Genomic DNA, 21,955 nt, shown 5'->3' with positions numbered 1-21,955 from the left:
TCAATTCCGTGACAGGAGCGACAAGAACGTTTCGACTGCGGTGCGCGCGAACAGCGCGTCGTTGATATGCGCGGGCACGCGGATCAGGCGGCGGTCGGCGGTTTGCCTGACCGTGGCCTCGAGCGCGTCGAACAGTGCGCGATCGGCTTCGGGGTCCCAGAACGGCTGGCCGGGCGCGTCGAGCGCCGATACGCCGCCTTCGGGAATCAGGAAGCGGACCGGGCCGCCGCAGGCGTTCAGCTTGTGGCCGATCCATGCGCCGATCCGGCGATTTTCGTCGGCCGTGGTGCGCATCAGCGTGACCTGCGGGTTGTGCGGGTACAGCAGGCGGTCTGCGTAGCGCGGCGGCAGCGTCGACAGATGGCCGAAATTGACCATGTCCAGCGCGCCGCAAGCGCCGACGTAGGGTACCTTGCTGCGCGCGATCGCGTCGAAGCGGTCCTCGCCGCAGGCGAGCACGCCGCCGCACAGCAGGTCGCAGACTTCGGTGGTGGTGAGGTCGAGCACGCCGTCGAGCAGGGCGCTGTCCGCGAGCTTTTCCATCGCGTGGCCGCCGTGGCCCGTCGCGTGGAACACGAGGCAGTCGAAGCGCGTGTCGAGCTGCGCCGTGACCGCCGTGATGCACGGCGTGGTCACGCCGAACATCGTCAGGCCGATCGCGGGCTTCAGGTCGGCCGGCAGCGGCTGCGCGTCGCGCACCGCGCCCGCGATCATGTGGGCGCCGTTGGCGAGCACCCGCAATGAAATTCGATTGAGACCGGCCAGATCGGTGACCGAGTACATGATGGCGATGTCGCTCGCGCCGATGTAGCGGGACACGTCGCCCGACGCCATCGTCGAGATCATCAGCTTCGGCACGCCGATCGGCAGCGCCTGCATGGCCGGCGTGACCAGCGCGGTTCCACCCGAGCCGCCGATGCCGAGCAGCGCGGCCACGTCGTCGCGGCTCGCGATGTAGCGTTCGAACGCTACCGCCATCGCGGCGATCGCGCGGCCGCGGTCGCCGCACAGGACGGCACCCCTGCCGTCCGGATGGCAATCCGCGACTGTCTCCGCGTGGATGTCCGCTAGCCCGGACGGTTCGCCGCGCGTCGACAGGTCGACGACGACGGCCTCGAGGCCCAGACGGGCGAACCGGTCCTTCAGGTAGTGGGCTTCCGCGCTTTTTGTATCAACCGTGGCCGCAACGTAGATTCGTGTACGGTGAGGTAACATTTGGTCTCCTTCGCCAGTAACCCTGTCGAACGATGCGCTTCTTTGATGCGCCACACTCTAGCACAAATGAGACTATCGTCTCATCGAATCGACCGCATCCATGTCAATTTCCGCAGATTCTTCCGAAACTTTGTCCGGCGTTCGGCTGCAGACGCGTGAGTTATTGCTCAATACCGCACTGACGCTGCTGGAGCAAGGGTGGTTCCCTTCCATCACCGAATTGGCCGCCGCGGCGGGCGTGTCGCGCGCCACCGCGTACCGTTATTTCCCGTCGCAGGCGGCGCTCGTCAGCACGGTCGTCGATACGGTCCTCGGGCCGGTGCTGCAATGGCGGCCCACCGGGCAGTCGGTGCAGGCGCGCGTCGACGAACTGCTCGATTTTGCGTATCCGCGCATGCAGCAGCACGAGGGCGCACTGCGCGCGGCGCTGCAGGTGGCGCTCGCGCAATGGGCCAACGAACGCGCGCAGCGCGCGTCCGACGAACCCAAGTATCAGCGCGGCAACCGCCGGCGCCTGCTGACGCTCGCCGTCGAGCCGCTGAAGGACGAGGCCGTCGCGCCGGAAGCGGCCGCGCGGCTCGCGCAGGCGCTTTCGCTCGTCTATGGCACCGAGGCGATGGTCGTGCTCAAGGATATCTGGGGGCTCGACAACGCGGCGTTCCGCGAAGTCGTCGACTGGATGAGCCGGGCGTTGATCAAGGCGACGCTCGACGAGGCGCAGCCGACGCCTTGATGCGCGGGCGCGGATGGGCTGCGCCGCGCCGGCGGCGCGATGCCGCGGCGCGGGGCGTCGTCGTGCGTCAGCGCAGCAGCTGGCGCACGCAGGGCGCGCGTCATGCGTCGTGATAGCGCAGCCAGAAGATTTCGCGGCAGGCGTTGTCGAAACGCTGGCGCGGCGGCGCGATCGGCCGGCCGTCCGGATGGACGAGCACCTCGTAGTCGATCCAGCATTCGGCGCACGCAGGCGCCGCCAGGTCGCGCGGCGCCTGCTCCTGCTCCTGCTCCACCGCGCGCCGGATCACCGCGCCGTCGTCGAACGTGTAGAGCGTCTCGACGCGGTGCATGTCGTAGCCGTCGTCGTGCCAGCGCACCTGAGTCGTGTCGTGCCGCGTGATCGCGACGTCGCGAGCCTGGCCGTGAATGGCGCCGACATAACGGAACAGGGGATTCATGATGCGGGGCTCGTGAAGGGAACGCGGCATGGTAGCGCGCGTTGAGCGCGCGCATCGCTAATTCCCTGGTGCGGGTGCGGTCGGGCGGCGCGCGTGGCGCGACGCGGCAGGGGAGCGATACCGGCGGCGATGTCGTTGCCCGGGCAACCATGCGGTCCCGATGCGGCGTGCTTCTTGGCGGGAATATGCCGACGGGCCGCGCGCGGCCCGTCGGCGGGCGCACGCGCGGCGCGTTCGTTTACGCCGGGTTCAGCCACTCCGTCAGGCCTTCGCGCGCATTCAGCTCGATGAAGGACGGCCGCGCGCGCATCTGCTCGATGTAGCGCGTGAGATGCGGCCACGTGGTCGCGGGGCGCGGCATGTTGCGGGTCCAGCGCAGCAGCATCACCGCGAGGAGATCGGCCGTGCTCAGGCGCTCGCCGATCAGATAGAGGCGGCCGTCGCCGAGCCGCGCGTCGAGCCGCGTCATGATGTCTTCGATCTGCTGCTCCGAGAAGGCCCGCACCGCATCGGCGTGGGCCGGATCGCCGTCGGCTTCCGCGAAGAACCAGTTGCGCATCGCCGGCAGCAGCGCGTTCGCGAAGTAGATCATCTGCTCGTACCATGCCGCGCGTTCCGGCGTGCCCGGCGCAGGCGCGAGACCGCCTTCCGGATGGCGCTCGGCCAGCAGCATCAGCAACGCGGCCGATTCGGCATGGGGCACGCCGTCGACCATGAGCGTCGGCACGCGGCCCGACGGATTCAGGCGCAGGTAGTCGGGGGAGCGCTGCGCGCCGGTCTCGATGTCGACGAGCTGCGTCTCGAACGGCACGCCCAGTTCGATCAACATCCAGTGGACAGCCATGCTCGCCGCGCCCGGCGAGTAGTACAGGAGGTAACTCATGCTGCGGCTCCGTGAATTCGGATGGGAATGGGGTGAGGCGGAGCGGCGATGGTAGCAAGTTCCCGCGCCGTCGAGGGACGGTTCGTGCGGGGCGCGGTCGGGCGATGCGGGTGCGTTCGCTCAGTCCTTGGCGCCCGGCCAGTCGAACGGCGTGTAAGGCAGCGCGCGCTTGTGATGCGTCGCGTCGTAGAAGCGCCGCACCGTCTCGTGGACGTGCGGCTCGACTGTCTTGCCTTCGAGGTAGTCGTCGATCTGGTCGTAGCCGATGCCGTAGGCATGCTCGTCCGGCAATTGCGGGCGCAACGCCTCCAGGTCGGCGGTCGGCACTTTCATCACGAGCGCCTCGTCGGCGCCGAGCGCTCGCGCGATCTCGCGCACCCGGCGCTTGTTGAGGCCGGCGAGCGGCAGCACGTCGGCGCCGCCGTCGCCGAACTTGGTGAAGAAGCCCATCAGCGATTCCGCCGCGTGATCGGTGCCGATCACGATGCCTTGCCGCGCGCCAGCCGCCGCGTACTGCGCGATCATCCGCTGCCGCGCCTTGATGTTGCCGTGCACGAAGTCCTGCTGCGCGTCGTCGCGAAAGCCCAGGTCGCCGGCCGAGAGCGCCGCGAGCATCGCGTCGGCGGCCGGCCGGATGTCGATCGTCAGCGTCTCGTCGGCGCGCACGAACGCCAGTGCGCGCTGCGCGTCGGCTTCATCGCGCTGCACGCCATAGGGCAGGCGCATGGCGACGAAGCGCGCGTCGCAGCCCTGCGCGCGCAACTGCTCGACGGCCAGCTGCGCGAGGCGGCCGGCCGTCGACGAATCGACGCCGCCGCTGATGCCCAGCACATAGGTGCGCAGGCCGGTCGAGCGCAGGTAGTCGGCGAGGAAGGTCACCCGGCGCGCGGCTTCGCCGCGGGCGTCGAACTGCGCGGCGACGCGCAGCTCGGCGGCGATCGCGCGCTGGCGGGCGGCGGGGTCGGGATGGGACATGAGCGGGCTCCGGGATGGTCGGGTTGCAGCGCGTCATCATAAGCGCAATCGCGCGCGGCCGTCGCGAGCCGCGGGGGTCACGCCTTGCGCGCGAGCAAGACCCCCGCCAGCGCGAGCGCGAAGCCGCCGAGCTGCACCGGCGCGAGCGTTTCGCCGAACAGCAGGTAACCCTGCAGGGCGGCCAGCGGCGGCGCGAGGAACAGCAGCGAGGTCGCGCGCGCCGCGTTGCCGCGCCGCAGCATCCACATCAGCAGCGTGACGGCGAGCCCCGACAGCATCACGATGCCCCAACCGAGCGAGAGCCACAGCCCGGGCGCGTTGTCCCAGCGGGTCTCGCCGAGCAGCAGCGCGAACGCGGCCGCGACGAGCGCCGCGCCGGCATTCTGCACGGCGACCGCGCTGCGCAGATCGGTCTGCGCGAGCGAGCTTTTCTGGTAGAGAGAGCCGGCCGTGATCGACGCGACCGCGAGCACGGCCACCGCGACCACCATCGCCGCGGAGACGGCGCCCGGCGCGGCGGCGCCCGGCGCGGCGAGTCGCGGGGCGAGCACCAGCGCCACGCCGGCGAGGCCGAGCGCCATGCCGAACCAGCCGCGCGCGGGCAGCTTCTCGCCGAAGCAGGGCACTGCCAGCACCGCGGTCGCGAGCGGCTGCAGCGCGCCCAGCAGCGCCATCACGCCCGCGTTGAGGCCTTGCGCGACGGCCCAGTAGCTCGCGCCGAGATACACCCCTTGCAGCAGCGCGCCCGCGAGCAGGTGGCGGCCCCACTCGCGGCCGGCCGGCCAGCGTGCGCGCGCGGCGAGCGCGACGCCGGCGTACAGCAGCGCGGTGCCGGCGAAACGGGCGAGCAGGTAGAGATTCGGATCGGCGTGGGGCTTGATGGCGCGAGCGACGATGAAGCCGGTCGACCAGAGCGCGACGAAGGTCGCGGCGAACACGGAAGCGAGCATGCGGACACGGCCGGACGCGGGCCGGCGAAAGGAAGCGGAAGCGCAGTATGGTGCGCGCCGCATCCGTCGTCTTGTCGAAAACTGCACGCGCCGCGCGGGCGGCGCGGGGCCGCTTACTCGATCGAGAAGGTGTCGAGCGGCTGGTTCGCGCTGGCGTCGGTCGCGAGCCGGGCGCTCAGCAGCTGGTGCAGGCGGCGCGCCTCGTCCAGGGTGAGGTCGATCCAGTACGGATCGCCGGCGGCGTCGTTGAGCCGCTCCGGCGGGAACTGGATTTCGAGCACGGTGCCTTTGCGATACATCTTTTCCTCGTCGGTGGCGTTCGGTCAGACGGCGAGTGTAGCAACCCGACGCACCGGCGATTCGCGCATGGGAGGAAATACACCATTGACGATGCCGCTGCGATCGGGCGCGCCTGACACATGCGCTTCAAACACCCGTACTACAATAGGCCGCCCTCATTTCGCCGGCCATCCGGGCCGGCGCTTCGCCGCAATGCTCGCAGAACAACGACATCAATACATCCTGTCCGAACTCGGCAAGACTGGCGCGCTGTCGGTCGCGGAACTCGTCCGCACGCTCGATGTGTCGCGCGAGACGATCCGCCGCGATCTCAACGCGCTCGCCGCGCGCGGCCTGCTGGTGATGACGCATGGCGGCGCGCTGGCCGCCGACCGGCGCGAGCCGAGCCTGTCCGAGCGCGAGGCCGCGCACGCGGGCGCGAAGCAGGTGATCGGCCGACGCGCGGCGACCTTCGTGCCGGACGGCGCGTCGGTGCTGCTCGATTCGGGCAGCACGACGCACGCGGTGGCGCTCGCGCTGGCCGACCGTCACCGCCTGACCGTCTATACGAACGACTGGCGGATCGCCTTCGTGCTCGCGCGCCGCAATGAAAACCGCGTGACGCTGCTGGGCGGCGAATTGTCCGACGACGAGGATGCGACCTTCGGGCTCGATACGATCCAGCAGCTGGCGCAGTACAACGTCGATTTCGCGTTCGTTGGCGCGGGCGGCGTCACGCCCGACGGCGATCTCACCGATTACTCGCGGCTCGCGGCGGAAGTGCGCAGCCGGATGCTGGCCGCGGCCGGCACCGTGGTGGTGGTCGCCGACCATTCGAAGTTCGGCCGCGTGACGCCGGTGCGGATCAACGGCGTCGAAGCCGCCCGCTATCTGGTCACCGACCGCGCGCCCGACAAGGCGATGCGGCGCGCGCTCGCGGCGCGCGGCCTCGAATTGATCGTCTGCGGCTGAGCGCGGCCGCGCGGAGCGGGGCGCGCGCGTGTTCCGGGTCGTTCAGCAGGATACGAAGCGCAGCACCGCGTCGCAGATCGTCGCGCGATGGCGGACCCGCAGGCGCGGGGCCGACGGATCGCGGCCGAACGCGGCGCCGAACGTGTAGCGGTTCGACACGCGGTGGAAACAGAACGAGCTGATCAGCAGGTGCAGGTCGTAGGGATCGACGTCGTCGCGGAACGCGCCGCTCGCGACGCCGCGCGCGAGCAGTTCCTCGATCGTCTTGATGATGCTGACGTTGCGGTTCTTGAACGATTTCAGCTGTTCGAGATACTTCGCGCCGTGGGTGTTCTCGATCGAGACGAGGCGCACGAAATCGCGATGCTTGTCGTGGTAGTCGAACGTGAATTCCACGAGCCGACGCAGCCCCGCGACCGGCTCCAGCTCGCCGATGTTCAGCTCCAGTTCGAGCGCGCGGATGTCTCCGTAGACTTTTTCGAGCACGGCCTCGTACAAGCCTTCCTTGCTGTCGAAGTAGTAGTACAGCATGCGCTTGGTCGTGTTCGTGCGCTCGGCGATCGCGTCGACGCGCGCGCCCGCGAGCCCCATCGCGGAGAATTCCTGCGTGGCGACGTCGAGGATGTTGCGCTTGGTCTCTTCGGGATCGTACTTGCGACGTGTGTCGTCGCGGCGTGCGCCGGCGGTGGGCGGCTCGCGGTTCTCCGACGCGGCAGCCTTGCTTCCTGGTTTCATTGTGTGGGTTCGGGCGGCAGCATGGACGGCGCATTCTAGCATGTGGAAAAGTGCCGTCCGGGTGGGCCGGATCCTCTAGGAAACCCTGATTGGACGGGCGCGCCGCGCCGTGCTGGAGGCGGGGCGCGCCGAATCCGGGCGATCATCGGGCGTCTTCAGTCGAATCGATACTCGCTGCTCACCAGTCCGCTGGGATACTGGCGGGTGGCCACATGCCGGAGCCGGATGTCGCCGGGTATCGCGCCGAACAAGGGCCTGCCCGAGCCGATCAGCACCGGCACCCGCGTGACCACGAGCCGCTCGATGAGGCCCGCGCGAATGAATGCCTGGATGGTCAGGCCGCCGTCGATGTAGAAATCGCGCGACCCGGTGGCCGTGAGTGTTTCGATGATCCCGGCGGGCGGCCCGCTCATCGTCTCGATCGCCTTTCCCTGCACGGCGGACAGATCGATAGGATGGCTACTCAAAATGACGGAGCGTTTTTTCTCGTAGGGCCATGACGGAAGCGCCAGAACGGTCTCGAACGTCTTGCGTCCGATGACGACCGTATCGATGCCCGCCATGAATTCCTCATACCCGTGGGGCTCGCCGCCGTCCGCCGGCAGGAAGTCGTACGCGCCGTCCGGCCGGGCGAGGAATCCGTCGAGGCTGGTGCCGACGAAGACCGAGATCATGGTTCGATTCCTGCTTGGCTTGATGACGGGCGAGGGATTTCCGATGCGATCCCGCTGGGTTGGATGCACCGTTTTTTCTCTCGAAAGATAGTCGAGCAGCGCGGAAGCTTCAAGGATGACGAAGCATCCGTCGCGGCGAGCCAGGGGCGCGCTGTCGTGAACGCGCGCTTGCGCTGCGACCTGTTCAGGAATCGGTCGTCGATGGAAAGCGCGCCTGCTGTTCGGGCCGGCGGACGTGATTCGCCGAGCGCCGGCTGAATGTCCGCTCGGGGGCGGCAATGGTCGCCCCTGTGGCATTCATGAACGAGGCGTTGCCCCTGCGCCCCGCCGAGACGCTTGCCGTTCCCGCCGCGTCACGCCGCCTCCGCCGGCGCCACGCTGTCCAGCCACTCGGCCAGGGCGGCGAACGGCTCGCTGTCCGCCGTCGCGTCCGGCGCGACGAGGTAGTACCCGGCGTCGCTCGCGAGCCGCAGCGTCGACGCCGCCGCGAGCCGTCCCGACGCCAGTTCGTCCGCGACCAGCAGCGCGGGCATCAGCGCCACCCCCAGCCCCGCATGCGCGGCCGCCGACAGCATCGTGAACAGCTCGTAGCGCGGGCCGCGCACCGCGCGCACGTCGTGTTCGAGGCCGTGCGCGCGGAACCAGTCGCGCCAGGCGTCCGCGCGCGTCGACAGGTGCAGCAGCGGCAGCTCCAGCAGCGCGTCGCGCGCGAGCGGCGCGCCGGCCGACAGCAGCGCCGGATGACAGACCGGCACCATCTCGCCTTCCTGGAACAGCAGCCGGCCGCGCGTGCCGGGCCAGACCGCATGGCCGAAGTAGATCGCCGCGTCGAACGGCGAGTCGCTGAACAGGAAGGCCTCGGTGCGCGCGGACAGGTTGACCGTGATGTCGGGCCGCCGCGCGCGGAACTGCGGCAGGCGCGGAATCAGCCATTGGCTCGCGAAGGTCGGCACGACCGCCAGTTCGAGCGTCGCGCCGATGCCGCGCTGCGCCATCAACTCCAGCGTGTCGCGCTCGATCCGTTCGAGGTTCTTGCGCACGAGCGCCGCGTAATGGCGGCCGTGCGGCGTCAGCACCACCCGCTTCTTGATTCTCAGGAACAATGCGACGCCGAGCCGTTCCTCCAGCGCCGTCATCTGCCGGCTCACCGCGCTCTGCGTGAGCGCAAGCGCATCCGCCGCGCGGGTGAAGCTTTCGTGGTGCGCCGCGGCCTCGAAGATCTGCAGCGCCGCAAGATTCGGAATGCCTTTTCGCATCGGGAAGAACGGCCGCGTTCGGCCTAGGTTGGTGAGTTTTAGGAATGAACTGGTGAGTTTATATCAGTTGCCGGCGAGTTCTGGCGCATCGAAAATGGCCCCGATTATTTTTTTCATTGCCTGTTTTTCGGCCGACCGGATGCCGGAAACAGCCGAAACGCCCCGGAAATCCCGATGAACGACAATCTCGCCGTCCTGCTCGCCTCGGTTCGCGACGCACGCGCCATCGACGCATTGATGCGGCTCATGCATGTTCCCGCACTGTTTTCGCGCGGCGAGCCCGGGGTGGTGACGCGCGCGGAACTCGCGCAGGCGCTCAACATGGCCTTGTTCGCGGACCTGCTCGAACGGGTGCCGACGGGCCGCGCCTACACCGACGACGTGGCGCGCACCGGCGGCCGCGTCACGTTCGACCACGGCGCGCTGCGCACCGTGCGCTGGCCGTCGTGCGGCGCGCTGCCGCCCGGCGAGGCCGCGTTCACGCGCATCCTGCGTCCGCTCGGCTATCGGCTGAACGGCACCTATCCGCTCGATCGCCTGAAGATGACGGGCCGCTCCTACGCGCACCTCGACGCGCCCGACCAGATTGCCCAGTACTTCGTCAGCGAGCTGCATCCCGAGCGCTTCAGCGGCGCGTTCCAGCAGGCGGCCACGCGGGTGCTCGACAGCTCGGCCGATCCGCTGACGCCGCACGCCGTCGCGACGCTCGCCGAGCTGGAGCGCGACGCGTGGCTGCCGCTCGCCGACGCATGCGCGCTGCTGCCGGTGCTGGTGCGCTGCTTCGCTCGCCAGCATGCGACGCCGAGGCTTTCGGACTACGAGACGCTGCGCGCCGAGTCGGCGGAAATGGCCTGGATCGCGACCGAGGGCAACGCGTTCAACCACGCGACCGACCGGGTCGCCGACGTGGACGCGGTGGCCGACGCGCAGCGCGCGCTCGGGCGGCCGATCAAGGCGGTGGTCGAGGTGTCGAAGTCGGGTCGCGTGCGGCAAACCGCATTCCGCGCGGACCCCGTGCTGCGCGCCTTCGTGGATGCGGCCGGCGCGCGGGTCGAGCGCGAGGTGCCGGGCTCCTTCTATGAATTCATCACCCGCGATCAGGTCGAGGACGGCGCAACCGGCCGCACGACGCTCGATCTCGGTTTCGACGCGGGCAATGCGACCGGCATCTTCAAGATGACGGCCGCCGCCTGAGCACGGGGAGCCACATGCAGGCCGCCATCGAATATCCGTTCGCCGCGCCGTTCGCCGATCCGCAGGGCTCGCCGATCCGCGAGCTGTTCCGGCATCTGGGCAAGCCCGGCATGATTTCGTTCGCGGGCGGCTATCCGTCGCCCGACCTGTTCGACCGCGAGGGCATCGCGGCCGCGCTGGCCGACGCCTGTCGCGACGATCCGCTCGCGTGCCTGCAGTACGGCGACACCGCCGGCGCGCCGGGCCTGCGCCGTGCGCTGGCCGAGTGGATGACGCAGATGCGCGGCGTGTCCTGCGAGCCGGATCAGGTGCTGGTCACGACTGGTTCGCAGCAAGGCTTCGACCTGCTGCTGCGCACGCTGATCGAGCCGGGCGACGCCGCGCTGGTCGAGGCGCCCGCCTATCCGGCCGCGCTGCAGGCGCTGCGCCTCGCGGGCGCGACGATCGTGCCGGTCGCGACCGACGCGCACGGCATCGACGCCGATGCGCTGCACGCGCAACTGGCCGCGTGGCCGGCTGCGCGGCCGCGTCCGAAGCTGCTGTACACGGTGCCGACCTTCGCGAACCCGACCGGCGCGACCTTGCCCGCCGAGCGCCGCGCGGCGCTCGCGCGGCTCGCGCAGGAACATCGCTTCGTGCTGGTCGAGGACGATCCCTACGCGGACCTGCGCTTCGCGGGCGAGCCGCTGGCGCCGATCCTCGCCTGCGCGGGCGCGGCGGACTGGACGGTCTATCTGGGCAGCCTGTCGAAGATCGTCGCGCCGGGCTTGCGGATCGGCTGGGCCGTCGCGCCGGCCGCGATCGCGCGCCGGATGACGGTGGCCAAGCAGACGAGCGACCTGTGCACCGCGCCCGTCGCGCAGGAGGCGGTGCGCCGCTATCTCGACAGCGGCCGGCTCGCCGGCCACCTGCGCACGATCGCGCGCGCCTACGGCGGCCGTTGCGATGCGATGATGCGTGCGCTGCAGGCGTTCCTCGCGGACGACATCACGTGGAGCGCGCCGTCGGGCGGCATGTTCGTCTGGGCGCGGCTGACGGGCGGCCGCGACGCGGCCGAGGTGCTCAAGCGCGCGCTCGAGCACAACGTGATGTACGTGCCCGGCAGCGCGTTCTACGCATGCGACGCGGATCCGGCCACGCTGCGGCTGTCGTTCGCCGCGGCGGGCGAGGCGGAGATTTTCGAAGGCGTGCGGCGCCTGCGCGCGGCATTGGCGGTGCGTTAGCGTGGGCGGCCGAGCCGCCCGCGCGGCTTGCATGCCGCGCGCGAACGCGTTTCAATCGATCAACCCAAGCGGCGCAGCCGCACCGATCAACCTGTCCCTCAAGAGGAAGTGATGCAATTCAACGACATTCTCGCGGCGCTCGACATCGATCTTGGCCAGTGGCGGGGCAGCGCGCTGACCGCGCGTTCGCCGCTCGACGGCGCGACGCTCGCGACGCTCGCCGTCGACAGCGCGGCCGACGCCGAGCGCAAGATCGACGCCGCGCACGCGGCGTTCCTCAAGTGGCGCTCGGTGCCCGCGCCGGTGCGCGGCGAACTGGTGCGCGTGTTCGGCAACGTGCTGCGCGAGCACAAGGCGGCGCTCGGCCGCCTCGTCACGCTGGAGGCGGGCAAGATCGCGTCCGAGGGGCTGGGCGAGGTGCAGGAAATGATCGACATCTGCGATTTCGCGGTCGGTCTGTCGCGCCAGCTGTACGGCCTGACGATTGCCTCCGAGCGGCCCGGCCACCGCATGATGGAGACCTGGCATCCGCTCGGCGTGTGCGGCGTGATCTCGGCGTTCAATTTCCCGGTCGCGGTGTGGTCGTGGAACGCGGCGCTCGCGTTCGTGTGCGGCGACTCGGTCGTGTGGAAGCCGTCGGAAAAGACCCCGTTGACCGCGATCGCATGCCACACGCTGTTCGCCAAGGCGCTGCACGAATTCGAGAAGACCCACCCGGGCGTCGCGCCCGCGGGGCTGAGCCAGCTCGTGCTCGGCGCGCGCGAGGTCGGCGAGGTGCTGAGCACGTCGCCGAAGGTGCCGCTCGTCAGCGCGACGGGCAGCGTGCGGATGGGGATCGAGGTCGCGAAGGTGTTGAGCGCGCGGCTCGCGCGCAGCATCCTCGAACTCGGCGGCAACAACGGCATGATCGTCGCGCCGAGCGCGGATCTCGATCTCGTGGTGCGCGCCGTGACGTTCTCGGCGGTCGGCACGGCGGGCCAGCGCTGCACCACGCTGCGCCGGCTGATCGTCCATCGCAGCGTGGCGGACCAGCTGCTGCCGCGCCTCGAAAAGGCGTTCGCGAGCGTGACGGTCGGCAATCCGCTCGAGGCGGGCACGCTGGTCGGGCCGCTCGTCGATCGCGCGTCGTTCGATGCGATGCAAAAGGCGCTGGCCGACGCGCGCGAGCAGGGCGGCACGGTGCTGGGCGGCGAGCGCGTCGATCTCGGCCATGCGGATGCGTACTACGTGCGGCCTGCCCTTGTGCGGATGCCCGCGCAGAGCGCCGTCGTGGAGCGCGAGACTTTCGCGCCGATCCTGTACGTGCTGGTCTACGATGAGTTCGCCGACGCGCTCGCGGTGCACAATGCGGTGCCGCAGGGGTTGTCGTCGTCGATCTTCACGAACGACGTGCGCGAGGCCGAGCAATTCATGTCGGGCGCGGGCAGCGATTGCGGGATCGTCAACGTGAACATCGGCACGAGCGGCGCGGAGATCGGCGGCGCGTTCGGCGGCGAGAAGGAAACGGGCGGCGGCCGCGAATCGGGCTCCGATGCGTGGAAGAGCTACATGCGCCGCGCGACCAACACGATCAACTACAGCCGCGAGCTGCCGCTCGCGCAAGGCGTGAAGTTCGACGTGTAAGCGCCGAACGGCGCGGCCTGGCGCCGCGTTCGTCCGCATCGCATCGGGCCGCGCGCCCGGCCGCCTTCATCGCCGGATCCGCGCGTCGTTGCATCCGCAACCGCATCGCCTGCCTGCCGACCTTGTGGGCCGGCGGGCCGCATCGGGCCGCGCGCCCGGCCGCCTTCATCACCGGATCCGCGCGTCGTTGCATCCGCAGCCGCATCGCCTGCCTGCCGACCTCGTGGGCCGGCGGGCCGCATCGGGCCGGGCCGCGCGCCCGGCCGCCTACGCGGCGGTGCGCGCCGCCGTCGAGCCGCGCACCACGAGTTCACCCGGCAGCACCAGCGTGCGCGCCGACATCGTCCGATCCGCGAGCCGTTGCATCAGCAACTGCATCGCGTTCTTGCCGATCTCGTAGACCGGCTGCGCGATCACCGTCACCCCCGGGGTGACCAGTTCCGTCCACGCATCATTGTCGAAGCCGGCGAGCGCGATGTCGTCGGGCACGCGCACGCCGTGCTCGCGCAGCGCGCGGTAGGCGCCGAGCAGCAGCAGGCCGTTGCTCGCGACGAGCGCGTCGGGCCGCGCCCCGGGCGCAGCCGCGAGCCATGCGGCCACCCGCGCATGCGCGGCTTCCGGATGCGGCTCGACGAATTCCACGGCGGCGTCGAGGCCGTGGCGGCGCAGCGCGTCCATGCAGCCCGCGTGCCGCTCGCGGCCCGTCGTGCTCGCATTGCCGAACAGGCCGGCGATGCGCCGGTAGCCGCGCGCGACCAGATGTTCGACGAGGCGCGTCGCGGCGTCGCGGTTGTCGAGCGTGACCGCATCCGCCGCGCCCGCGGGGCCGGCCCGGTCGATCATCACGACCGGGAACGCATGCGCGCGCGCGTCGAAGCGCTGCGCGGCGTCGTGGGTCGGCGAGTAGATGACGCCCGTCACGCGTTCGCTTTCCATCAGGCGCAGGTACATCGCCTCTTTTTCCGGGTTCTCGTCGGTGTTGCAGAGAATCACGCGCATCCCCTGCCGGTACGCGGCGTCCTCCACCGCGCGGCTCACCTCCGTGAAGAACGGATTGCGCACGTCCGACACGAGCAGGCCGATGGTCGCGGTGTCGCCCGAACGCAGCCGCCGCGCGGCCGCGTTCGGCCGGTAGTCCAGCCGCTCGATCACCTCCAGCACGCGCCGACGCACCGCGTCTTTCACGGGACCGTTGTTCGACAGCACGCGCGAGACCGTCGTGACGGACACGCCCGCCGCTTCCGCGACATCCTTGATGCGTAGGGTCATGGCAGTGGAATCGATTTCTTTTCTGATCGGTACTTACCCTGAGTCTGGTGCGAGATCATGCGCCGGTCAGCCAGACCCACGACCACGCGCCATCGGGCGCAAGCCGCCATTTTACAGGGCGGGTGGCCCGCCGACACGGGATTTTGCGATTTAGGGCGCGCTTGACTGAAAAAGTGGTATCGATTTCAATACGCACATTCCAACGATTCGAATCCAGGAGACGCGATGTCGATGTTGCTGACTGCGGAGCAAGTCCGGCTCGGCGCCGAGCCTCGCTCGAAATACGAGGCGATCGCCGAGGCCGGGGCGTTGCTCGTGGCGGCGGGCGCGATCGAGCCCGGCTATGTCGACAGCCTGCTCGGGCGCGAACAGGTGTCGAACACCTACCTGGGCCAGGGCGTCGCGATCCCGCACGGCCTGCAGGCCGATCGCCACCTGATCCGCCGCACCGCGATCGCGGTGCTGCAGGTGCCGGAGGGCGTCGAATGGCACGACGGCGAACGCGCCCGTCTCATCGTTGCGATCGCCGCCCAGTCCGACGAGCATATCGCGCTGCTGCAACGCCTCACGCGCCTGATCGGCGAACCGGGCCGGCTCGATGCGCTGCTGGATGCGCACGATCCGCGACAGGTGGTCGACGCGCTGAACGGCGCGACGGCCGCGACCGATGCCGCCGCGCCCGCGCCTGCGATCGTCGCGGCGACGCCGGCCGATTATGCGGAGCGCGCCGAACTGACGCTCGACTATCCGCACGGGCTGCATGCGCGGCCCGCGAGCGCGTGGGTGGGCACCGCGAAGCGTTTCCAGGCCGCGCTGCGCGTGCGGCATGGCGCGACGGCCGCCGATCCGAAGAACCTCGTGAGCCTGCTGCAACTCGGCGCGACGGCGGGCGCGCAGCTGGTCGTGTCCGCGCAGGGCGTGGACGCGGCCGATGCACTCGCCGCGCTGACGCGCACGATTGCCTCGCTGGCGGCCGAGGAGCACGCGCGCGCGGCCGCCGCGAAGGCGCGTCGTGAGCCGGCGCCGCCGGCGTGGACCCCGCAGGGCGCGGCGACCGTGATCGGCGGCGTCGGCGCGGGCCCGGGCTTCGTGGTCGGGCCGGTGCGCGTGCTGCGCGGCGCGCGGCTCCAGGTCGACGACGTGCCGGGCGATACGCTCGAAGCGACGCGTGCGCTCGACCGTGCGCTGCGCGCGACCGGCCAGGAGCTCGATGCGCTCGCGCGCGACACGGCCGCGCGTCTGGGCGCGGCGGAAGGCGAGATCTTCGGCGCGCAGCGCGCGCTGCTCGACGATCCCGAGCTGCTCGCGGAGACCGCGCGCCGGCTGCTCGACGGGCACGGGCTCGCGTGGGCGTGGCACCAGGCCGCGGAGCAGCAGGCTGCGCGGCTCGCGGCGCTGCCCGATCCGCTGCTCGCGGCGCGCGCGATCGACCTGCGCGACGTCGCGCGCCGCGTGCTCGCGCAGCTCGGCGTGGCGGGCGCGGCCTCGTCGCTGCCCGATACGGCGCGGCCGTCGATCCTGATCGCGGAGGATCTGACGCCGTCCGACACCGCACGCCTCGATCGTGCCGTCACGCTGGGTTTCTGCACGGTGTCGGGCGGCCCGACCTCGCATACGGCGATCCTCGCGCGCACGCTCGGCGTGCCGGCGGCGGTCGCGTGCGGCGCCGCGCTGATGACGGTGGCCGACGGCGCGGACGCGGTGCTGGACGGCGCGGCCGGACGGCTGTACGTGGGCGTGTCCGCGCAGGATCTCGCGCGGGCGCGGCAGGTGCAGGCCCAGTTGCTGGAGGACGCGCGCCGCGCGGCCGCGAGCCGCGCGCTGCCGGCGACGACGCTCGACGGTCATGTGCTGGAGATCGGCGCGAACCTGACCCGTCCCGACCAGGTGCGCGACGCGCTGGACAGCGGCGCGGACGGCGTCGGCCTGATGCGCACCGAGTTCCTGTTCCTGGAGCGCGACCATGCGCCGGACGAGGACGAGCAGTTCGACTGCTACCGGCGCATGGTTGCCGCGAGCGGCGGCCGGCGGCTGATCATCCGCACGCTCGACATCGGCGGCGACAAGCAGGTGCCTTATCTGAACCTGCCCGAGGAGGCGAACCCGTTCCTCGGCGTGCGCGGCGTGCGGCTGTGCCTGCGCCGGCCGGATCTGTTCGTGCCGCAGCTGCGCGCGCTCTACCGTGCGGCCGGGACGGGGCCGCTGTGGATCATGTTCCCGATGGTGTCGACGCTGGACGAAGCGCGCCAGGCGCTCGAACTGGCCGAGCATGTGCGCGCCGAACTCGACGCGCCGAAGGTGCCGCTCGGCATCATGGTGGAGACGCCCTCGGCGGCCGCGCTCGCCGATCACTTCGCGGCGCTCGTGGATTTCTTCTCGATCGGCACCAACGATCTCACGCAGTACGTGCTCGCGATCGACCGCGAGCATCCGGAGCTGGCGCGCATGGCCGAAAGCCTGCATCCCGCTGTCCTGCGCATGATCCGGCAGACGGTGGACGGCGCGCGCCGTCATCGCAAGTGGGTCGGCGTGTGCGGCGGGCTGGCGGGCGAGCCGCTCGGCGCGTCGATTCTCGCGGGGCTCGGGGTCGACGAGCTGTCGATGAGCGCGCGCGACATCCCGGCCGTGAAGACGCGGCTGCGCGGCGCACGCCTCGATGCGTTGCAGGCGCTCGCCGAGCGCGCGCTCGCATGCGCGGACGCCGATGCGGTGCGGGCGCTGGACGGCGCGGACATCCGGGCGGCCGCATGAAGACCGTCGTGACCGTGACGCCGCATCCGGCGCTCGACCAGACCGTGCGGGTGGCGAACCTGGCGCCGGGCGAGGTGAACCGCGCCGAGTCGCTCGAAGTGAACGCGGGCGGCAAGGGCGTCAACGTGGCGGCGTGCCTCGCCGACTACGGCCTTGCGACCATCGCCACCGGCCTGCTCGGCGAGGAGGACCGCGGCGCGTTCGAGGCGCTGTTCGCGGCCAAGCACATCACCGATCGCTTCGTGCAGGTGGTGGGCCGCGCGCGGATCAACGTGAAGCTCGTCGATCCGGCGCGCGGCGAAACCACGGACATCAATCTGCCGGCCGCGCGCGTGACGCCGGCCGAGGTCGACGCGCTCGCGGCGCGGCTGCGCGAGCTGGCGGCGCCGGGGCGATGGTTCGTGCTGGCGGGCAGCCTGCCGCCCGGGGTGGACGCGGGTTTCTATCGGCGCGCGATCGCGGCGCTGCGCGGCGCGGGCGCGCAGGTCGCGCTCGATACGAGCGGCGCGCCGCTGGCCGAGGCGCTGTCGGCCGGCCCCGACGCGCTCCCCGATCTGATCAAGCCGAACCGCGAAGAACTCGCGGCGGCGCTCGGGCACGCGCTGGAGAGCGACGACGCGGTGCTGGAGGCCGCGTGCGCACTGGTCGGGCGCGGCATCGCGCGGGTGGTCGTGTCGCTGGGCGCGCGCGGCGCGCTGGGCGTGACGGCGGACCCGGGCGCGGGCGCGGCGCGTTGCCGCGTGTTCCGGGCGACGCCGCCGGCGGTGCCCGTGGCGAGCACGGTGGGCGCGGGCGATGCGCTGGTCGCGGGGCTCGTTGCCGGGCTCGTCGAGGGACGGCCGTGGGACGAGGTCGGGCGACGCGCGACCGCGATCGCGGCGGCGAAGCTGGCGCGGGTGGGGCCGCATCTGCCGGGGCGGACGGCGCTCGATGCGCTGGCCGAACGCGTGGCAGTCGAGACATACACGGTGGCCGCGCCGATGGGCGCGGCGATACAGCGGGCCGGATAGGCGGAGACAACGGCAATGGAAAAAATGATAGGACTCGTCGCGGCGCCGGAACAGGCTGCCGCGCCCGTGGTGGCGGCGCAGGCGTTGAGCCGCGCGGCGCGTGCGCGCGGCGCGGCGCTGGCGCTGGAGACGCGCAGCGCGCTGGGCGTGGAGGCGCCGTTGTCGGCCGCCCAGATCGAGGCGGCGCGCACGGTGCTGATCGCGGCGGACGTGGGCGTGTCGATCGACGCCGCGCCGTTCGCGGGCAAGACGATCGTGCGGGTGACGCTCGACGATGCGATCCGCGAGGCGGACGCGGTGCTCGCGCGCGCGGCGGACAGCGCGCGGCGCGAGACGCCGGCAACCTCGGCGAGGCCGCCGAAGGTTCTGAAAATCGTGGCGGTCACGTCCTGTCCGACCGGCATCGCGCACACCTTCATGGCGGCGGAGGGGCTTGCGCAGGGCGCCCAGGCGCTCGGTCACGAGATCCACGTGGAGACGCAGGGCTCGGTGGGCGCGCAGAACCCGCTGACCGACGCGCAGATCGCGGCGGCGGACCTGGTGGTGATCGCCGCCGACACGCAGGTCGACAAGAGCCGCTTTCGCGGCAAGCGGCTTTACGAAACCGGCACCAAGAGCGCGATCGGCAAGGGCGCGGCGCTGCTGGAGCGCGCCTGGGCGGAGGCGCGCGTCGAGGGCGACGCGCCGGCGCGGCCGCTCGCGGACCAGGTGGCGGCGGCCAAGCAGACGCGCGCGGCGCAGGCGGGCGGACCCTATCGCCATCTGATGACGGGCGTGTCGTTCATGCTGCCGTTCGTGGTGGCGGGCGGCTTGCTGATCGCGCTGTCGTTCGCGCTGGGCGGCATCTACGCGTTCGACGACGCGCACCGGGGCACGCTCGCCTGGGCGCTGTTCCAGATCGGCGCGAAATCGGCGTTCGCGCTGATCGTGCCGGCGCTGTCGGGATATATCGCGTACTCGATCGCGGATCGCCCGGGGATCGCGCCGGGCATGGTCGGCGGGATGCTGGCCGCGAGCCTCGGGGCCGGCTTCCTGGGCGGGATCGCATCGGGTTTCCTGGCCGGCTACGCGGCGTTGCTGATCAACCGGCGCCTGAAGCTGCACCGCAACCTCGAAGGCTTGAAGCCGGTGCTGATCATTCCGCTGCTGTCGACGCTGATCGTCGGCTTGCTGATGATCTACGTGGTCGGCACGCCGGTGGCCGCGGCGCTGCATGCGCTGGAGGGGTGGCTGCGCTCGATGCAGGCGGGCAGCGCGCTCACGCTCGGGCTGATCCTCGGCGCGATGATGGCGTTCGACATGGGCGGGCCGATCAACAAGGCCGCGTATGCGTTCAGCGTGGGCCTGATCGCGAGCCACGTCTACACGCCGATGGCCGCGACGATGGCGGCCGGGATGACGCCGCCGCTCGGCATCGCGCTCGCGACCTGGCTGTTCCGCGCGCGCTTCTCGCCGGAGGAGCGCGAGGCCGGCAATGCGGCCGCGGTGCTCGGCATCGCGTTCATCACCGAAGGCGCGATTCCGTTCGCCGCGCGCGATCCGATGCGCGTCATTCCCGCCTGCGTCGCGGGTTCGGCGGTGGCCGGCGCGATCTCGATGGTGGCCGGCGCGGAACTGAAGGTGCCGCACGGCGGGATCTTCGTGCTGCCGATTCCCAATGCGGTCTCGCATCTCGGCCTGTATGCGGTCGCGATCCTCGCCGGCACGCTCGTGACCGCCGTGGCGGTGGGGGCGTTCAAACGCAAGTAGGCGGTTCGCCCATGCGCCCGGCGCTCCGCCGGGCGTCGCGGTTTTCCCGACGATCTCGTGCGTCTTTGCATGCCGCGGCGTGGGCGCGCCGGTCGTCCGGTCGAGTCGGGTCGATGCCGGAACCGATCGCCTGACGGACGTTCTCCCTTCTTGCACTCGACACGCACGCTCGCATCGTCATCGGGGCGGCGTGTTGGCCGAGCGCGTCGGATTTCGCCGTGCATGTCCCCGCCGGCGGCAGCGGTTTCTCCGTGTCCGCGCAGGGCGACCATGCGGCGGCGAACGACGACGTCGACATGCCGGCGCGCGTGGAGGGCACCCGCGTCGTATCGATCGCTTGCGCCCGAACATGACTCCCGGTTCGACATGCGTTTCGGGACGCTCCGCTCGATGCGGCGGCGAGTGCTTGCCGACGAGGCGAACGACGGCGGCAATCCGGCTTCCTTATATGAGTGCGCGACAAGGCGCGCGTGGCCGGTCTCGTCGCGCGCGCTTCCCCCGCCGTCTTCCGATTGCCAATTCATGTCGATGGCGCATCCCCGCGCTTGGGAGCGGCGCCCGATGCCGGTGTGTCGGCAGTTTGAAGAAAAGCTTGCGATGAGTTTGCAGGTGATTGGATTAATGAAATAAATCGGCGCGATGAGAGGTAACGTTGAATAGTCGATAAATATCAATAAAATCGAGCAAGGAATTTTCCGACATGATTTAATTGGAACATTCCTATTTTTCCATTCGAAACCACTGATGGGCAAAACGCCACGGGATGAACGCGTGGCGTTTTTCGTTTCGGCTGCGCGGATCTTGCGCGGCCGGCGCAAGATCCCGCCGCGCGTTGACGAGTGGACGACACGATCCCGTTCCGAGGGGGATGCCATGCCGCTGATTACCGTTTCGATGTTTCCTGGCCGCAGCGATGCGCAGAAGGCCGCGCTCGCCGAAGCGCTGACCGACGCGTTCCTGAGCACCTGCGGCGGCGACCGCGGCGGCGTGTGGGTGATCCTCGACGAGGTGCCGAAGTCGAACTGGGCGGTGGGCGGGCAGTTGCGCGCCGGCGCCGCGCCGAAATCGGAGTAGGCGTGTGACGAAGGTGTGCGCCACATGCTGAAGAATCTTTCGCTCTTCTCGCTCGTCGTCGCGGTTTGGGGCAGTACCTGGTTCGGCATCAAGCTGCAGGGCGGCGTCGTGCCGATCGAGCTGTCGGCCGGCTATCGCTTCCTGCTCGCGGCCGCGTGCCTGTTCGTCATCAGCGCGGCAACCGGCCGGCGCCTGCGGTTTCCGCCGCGCACGCACGCGCGCTTCGCGGCGATCGGCGTGCTGCAGTACGGGGTCAACTACATCCTGTTCTATCACGCGTCCGAATACATGGTGTCGGGGCTGATGTCGGTGGTGTTCGCGCTGTCCGCGAGCTTCAACCTGATCAACGCGCGCGTGTTCCTCAAGCGGCCGATCCGGCCCGGCATCGCCGTCGCCGCCGGGGTCGGCGCGCTCGGCCTGTGCATCGCGTTCTGGCCGGACATCCGCCGCAACACGGCCAACGACGGCATGCTGCTCGGGCTCGCGCTGAGCCTCGTCGGGACCTTGTCGTTCTCGCTCGGCAACACGCTGTCCGCGAAGGTGCAGGCGGCGGACGTGCCGGTCATGTCGGGCGCGGCGTGGAGCATGCTGTACGGCGGCGCGTGGTCGACCCTGTTCGCGCTGTCGCGCGGCGCGGTGCTGCAATTCGACTGGAGCACGGTCTATGTCGGCAGCCTGCTGTATCTGTCGATCATCGGCTCGGCGGTCGGGTTCGTCGCCTACCTGACCTTGCTCGGCCGGGTCGGGCCGGGGCGCGCGGCGTTCACGACGCTGCTGTTTCCGCTCGTCGCGCTCGGTTTTTCCGCCGCACTCGAGCATTACCACTGGAATCCGTATCTCGGCGTCGGCGTCGTGATCGTGCTGCTGTCCAACGCGACGATGCTGAGGCGGCGCTGAGCGTCCGCGCTCGACGGGGCGCGGCGGTCGGCCTGCCGTCGTGCGTTCAGCGTG

General features: G+C 70.5%; 18 protein-coding genes and 1 pseudogene. 10 read left to right on the top strand and 9 right to left on the bottom strand.

Features of this window, described 5'->3' with window-relative positions; genetic code table 11:
- The gene (locus AC1RQF_RS22845; RefSeq protein ID WP_273997568.1) at nucleotides 1–1,215 is read right to left on the bottom strand and encodes a Tm-1-like ATP-binding domain-containing protein; all 1,215 of its coding nucleotides are present in this window, start codon (nucleotides 1,213–1,215) and stop codon (nucleotides 1–3) included.
- Between the two features lie 100 nt (nucleotides 1,216–1,315).
- Between AC1RQF_RS22845 and AC1RQF_RS22840 the strand changes: the two are divergent.
- Nucleotides 1,316–2,329: pseudogene (locus AC1RQF_RS22840) on the top strand (TetR/AcrR family transcriptional regulator).
- 296 nt (nucleotides 2,330–2,625) lie between these two features.
- Here AC1RQF_RS22840 and AC1RQF_RS22835 read toward each other — a convergent pair.
- From AC1RQF_RS22835 to AC1RQF_RS22820, 4 genes are all read right to left on the bottom strand, one after another.
- The gene (locus AC1RQF_RS22835) at nucleotides 2,626–3,270 is read right to left on the bottom strand and encodes a glutathione S-transferase family protein (RefSeq protein ID WP_492873028.1); all 645 of its coding nucleotides are present in this window, start codon (nucleotides 3,268–3,270) and stop codon (nucleotides 2,626–2,628) included.
- Nucleotides 3,271–3,390: 120 nt separating this feature from the next.
- Nucleotides 3,391–4,245 (bottom strand): NAD(+) synthase, encoded by an 855-nt coding sequence (gene nadE, locus AC1RQF_RS22830; protein WP_492873026.1) that lies wholly within the window; start codon nucleotides 4,243–4,245, stop codon nucleotides 3,391–3,393.
- A 77-nt stretch (nucleotides 4,246–4,322) separates the two neighbouring features.
- The gene (locus AC1RQF_RS22825; protein ID WP_492873024.1) at nucleotides 4,323–5,195 is read right to left on the bottom strand and encodes a DMT family transporter; all 873 of its coding nucleotides are present in this window, start codon (nucleotides 5,193–5,195) and stop codon (nucleotides 4,323–4,325) included.
- Between the two features lie 113 nt (nucleotides 5,196–5,308).
- Nucleotides 5,309–5,494, bottom strand: coding sequence for a hypothetical protein (locus AC1RQF_RS22820; RefSeq protein ID WP_252984869.1), 186 nt, complete (start codon nucleotides 5,492–5,494; stop codon nucleotides 5,309–5,311).
- A 193-nt stretch (nucleotides 5,495–5,687) separates the two neighbouring features.
- Between AC1RQF_RS22820 and AC1RQF_RS22815 the strand changes: the two genes are divergently transcribed.
- Nucleotides 5,688–6,446: a DeoR/GlpR family DNA-binding transcription regulator gene (locus AC1RQF_RS22815; RefSeq protein ID WP_273997574.1), complete on the top strand. Its 759-nt coding sequence runs from the start codon at nucleotides 5,688–5,690 to the stop codon at nucleotides 6,444–6,446.
- Between the two features lie 42 nt (nucleotides 6,447–6,488).
- Here the strand turns inward: AC1RQF_RS22815 and AC1RQF_RS22810 are convergent, their stop codons facing one another.
- From AC1RQF_RS22810 to AC1RQF_RS22800, 3 genes are all read right to left on the bottom strand, one after another.
- Nucleotides 6,489–7,181 carry a TetR/AcrR family transcriptional regulator gene (locus tag AC1RQF_RS22810; protein ID WP_492873022.1) on the bottom strand — a complete coding sequence of 231 codons (693 nt, stop codon included), beginning with the start codon at nucleotides 7,179–7,181 and terminating at the stop codon, nucleotides 6,489–6,491.
- A 155-nt stretch (nucleotides 7,182–7,336) separates the two neighbouring features.
- Nucleotides 7,337–7,855 (bottom strand): dihydrofolate reductase family protein, encoded by a 519-nt coding sequence (locus AC1RQF_RS22805; protein ID WP_492873021.1) that lies wholly within the window; start codon nucleotides 7,853–7,855, stop codon nucleotides 7,337–7,339.
- A gap of 353 nt (nucleotides 7,856–8,208) precedes the next feature.
- The gene (locus tag AC1RQF_RS22800; RefSeq protein ID WP_492873019.1) at nucleotides 8,209–9,111 is read right to left on the bottom strand and encodes a LysR substrate-binding domain-containing protein; all 903 of its coding nucleotides are present in this window, start codon (nucleotides 9,109–9,111) and stop codon (nucleotides 8,209–8,211) included.
- Nucleotides 9,112–9,285: 174 nt separating this feature from the next.
- Here AC1RQF_RS22800 and AC1RQF_RS22795 point away from each other — a divergent pair, with 174 nt between their 5' ends.
- From AC1RQF_RS22795 to amaB, 3 genes are all read left to right on the top strand, one after another.
- The gene (locus AC1RQF_RS22795; RefSeq protein ID WP_492873017.1) at nucleotides 9,286–10,305 is read left to right on the top strand and encodes a DUF1338 domain-containing protein; all 1,020 of its coding nucleotides are present in this window, start codon (nucleotides 9,286–9,288) and stop codon (nucleotides 10,303–10,305) included.
- Nucleotides 10,306–10,319: 14 nt separating this feature from the next.
- Nucleotides 10,320–11,528, top strand: a complete 1,209-nt coding sequence (locus AC1RQF_RS22790; RefSeq protein WP_492873015.1) for an aminotransferase-like domain-containing protein — start codon at nucleotides 10,320–10,322, stop codon at nucleotides 11,526–11,528.
- A gap of 111 nt (nucleotides 11,529–11,639) precedes the next feature.
- Nucleotides 11,640–13,151, top strand: coding sequence for an L-piperidine-6-carboxylate dehydrogenase (gene amaB / locus AC1RQF_RS22785; protein WP_273997580.1), 1,512 nt, complete (start codon nucleotides 11,640–11,642; stop codon nucleotides 13,149–13,151).
- A gap of 267 nt (nucleotides 13,152–13,418) precedes the next feature.
- Here amaB and AC1RQF_RS22780 read toward each other — a convergent pair whose 3' ends face one another.
- Nucleotides 13,419–14,420, bottom strand: a complete 1,002-nt coding sequence (locus AC1RQF_RS22780; protein WP_273997581.1) for a LacI family DNA-binding transcriptional regulator — start codon at nucleotides 14,418–14,420, stop codon at nucleotides 13,419–13,421.
- 225 nt (nucleotides 14,421–14,645) lie between these two features.
- On the opposite strand from AC1RQF_RS22780, the gene ptsP reads away from it, so the two are divergent.
- From ptsP to AC1RQF_RS22755, 5 genes are all read left to right on the top strand, one after another.
- Nucleotides 14,646–17,171, top strand: a complete 2,526-nt coding sequence (gene ptsP, locus AC1RQF_RS22775) for a phosphoenolpyruvate--protein phosphotransferase (RefSeq protein ID WP_492873014.1) — start codon at nucleotides 14,646–14,648, stop codon at nucleotides 17,169–17,171.
- Nucleotides 17,168–18,181 carry a 1-phosphofructokinase gene (gene pfkB / locus AC1RQF_RS22770; protein WP_492873013.1) on the top strand — a complete coding sequence of 338 codons (1,014 nt, stop codon included), beginning with the start codon at nucleotides 17,168–17,170 and terminating at the stop codon, nucleotides 18,179–18,181. The genes ptsP and pfkB overlap by 4 nt, the downstream gene beginning before the upstream one ends.
- A gap of 15 nt (nucleotides 18,182–18,196) precedes the next feature.
- A complete protein-coding gene (locus AC1RQF_RS22765) occupies nucleotides 18,197–19,930 on the top strand; it encodes a PTS fructose-like transporter subunit IIB (protein ID WP_273997584.1) in 1,734 nt (577 codons plus the stop codon).
- A gap of 744 nt (nucleotides 19,931–20,674) precedes the next feature.
- On the top strand, nucleotides 20,675–21,004 hold the full coding sequence (locus AC1RQF_RS22760; RefSeq protein ID WP_273997585.1) for a tautomerase family protein: 330 nt from the start codon (nucleotides 20,675–20,677) through the stop codon (nucleotides 21,002–21,004).
- Between the two features lie 24 nt (nucleotides 21,005–21,028).
- Entirely contained in the window at nucleotides 21,029–21,901 is an 873-nt protein-coding gene (locus AC1RQF_RS22755; RefSeq protein WP_492873012.1) for a DMT family transporter, read from the top strand.
- Nucleotides 21,902–21,955 lie beyond the last annotated feature (54 nt).

Source organism: Burkholderia sp. GW821-FHT14F03 (assembly GCF_058803765.1).
The sequence above is the reverse complement of the archived record's forward strand: the minus strand, read 5'-3'. Positions and strand labels throughout refer to the sequence as shown.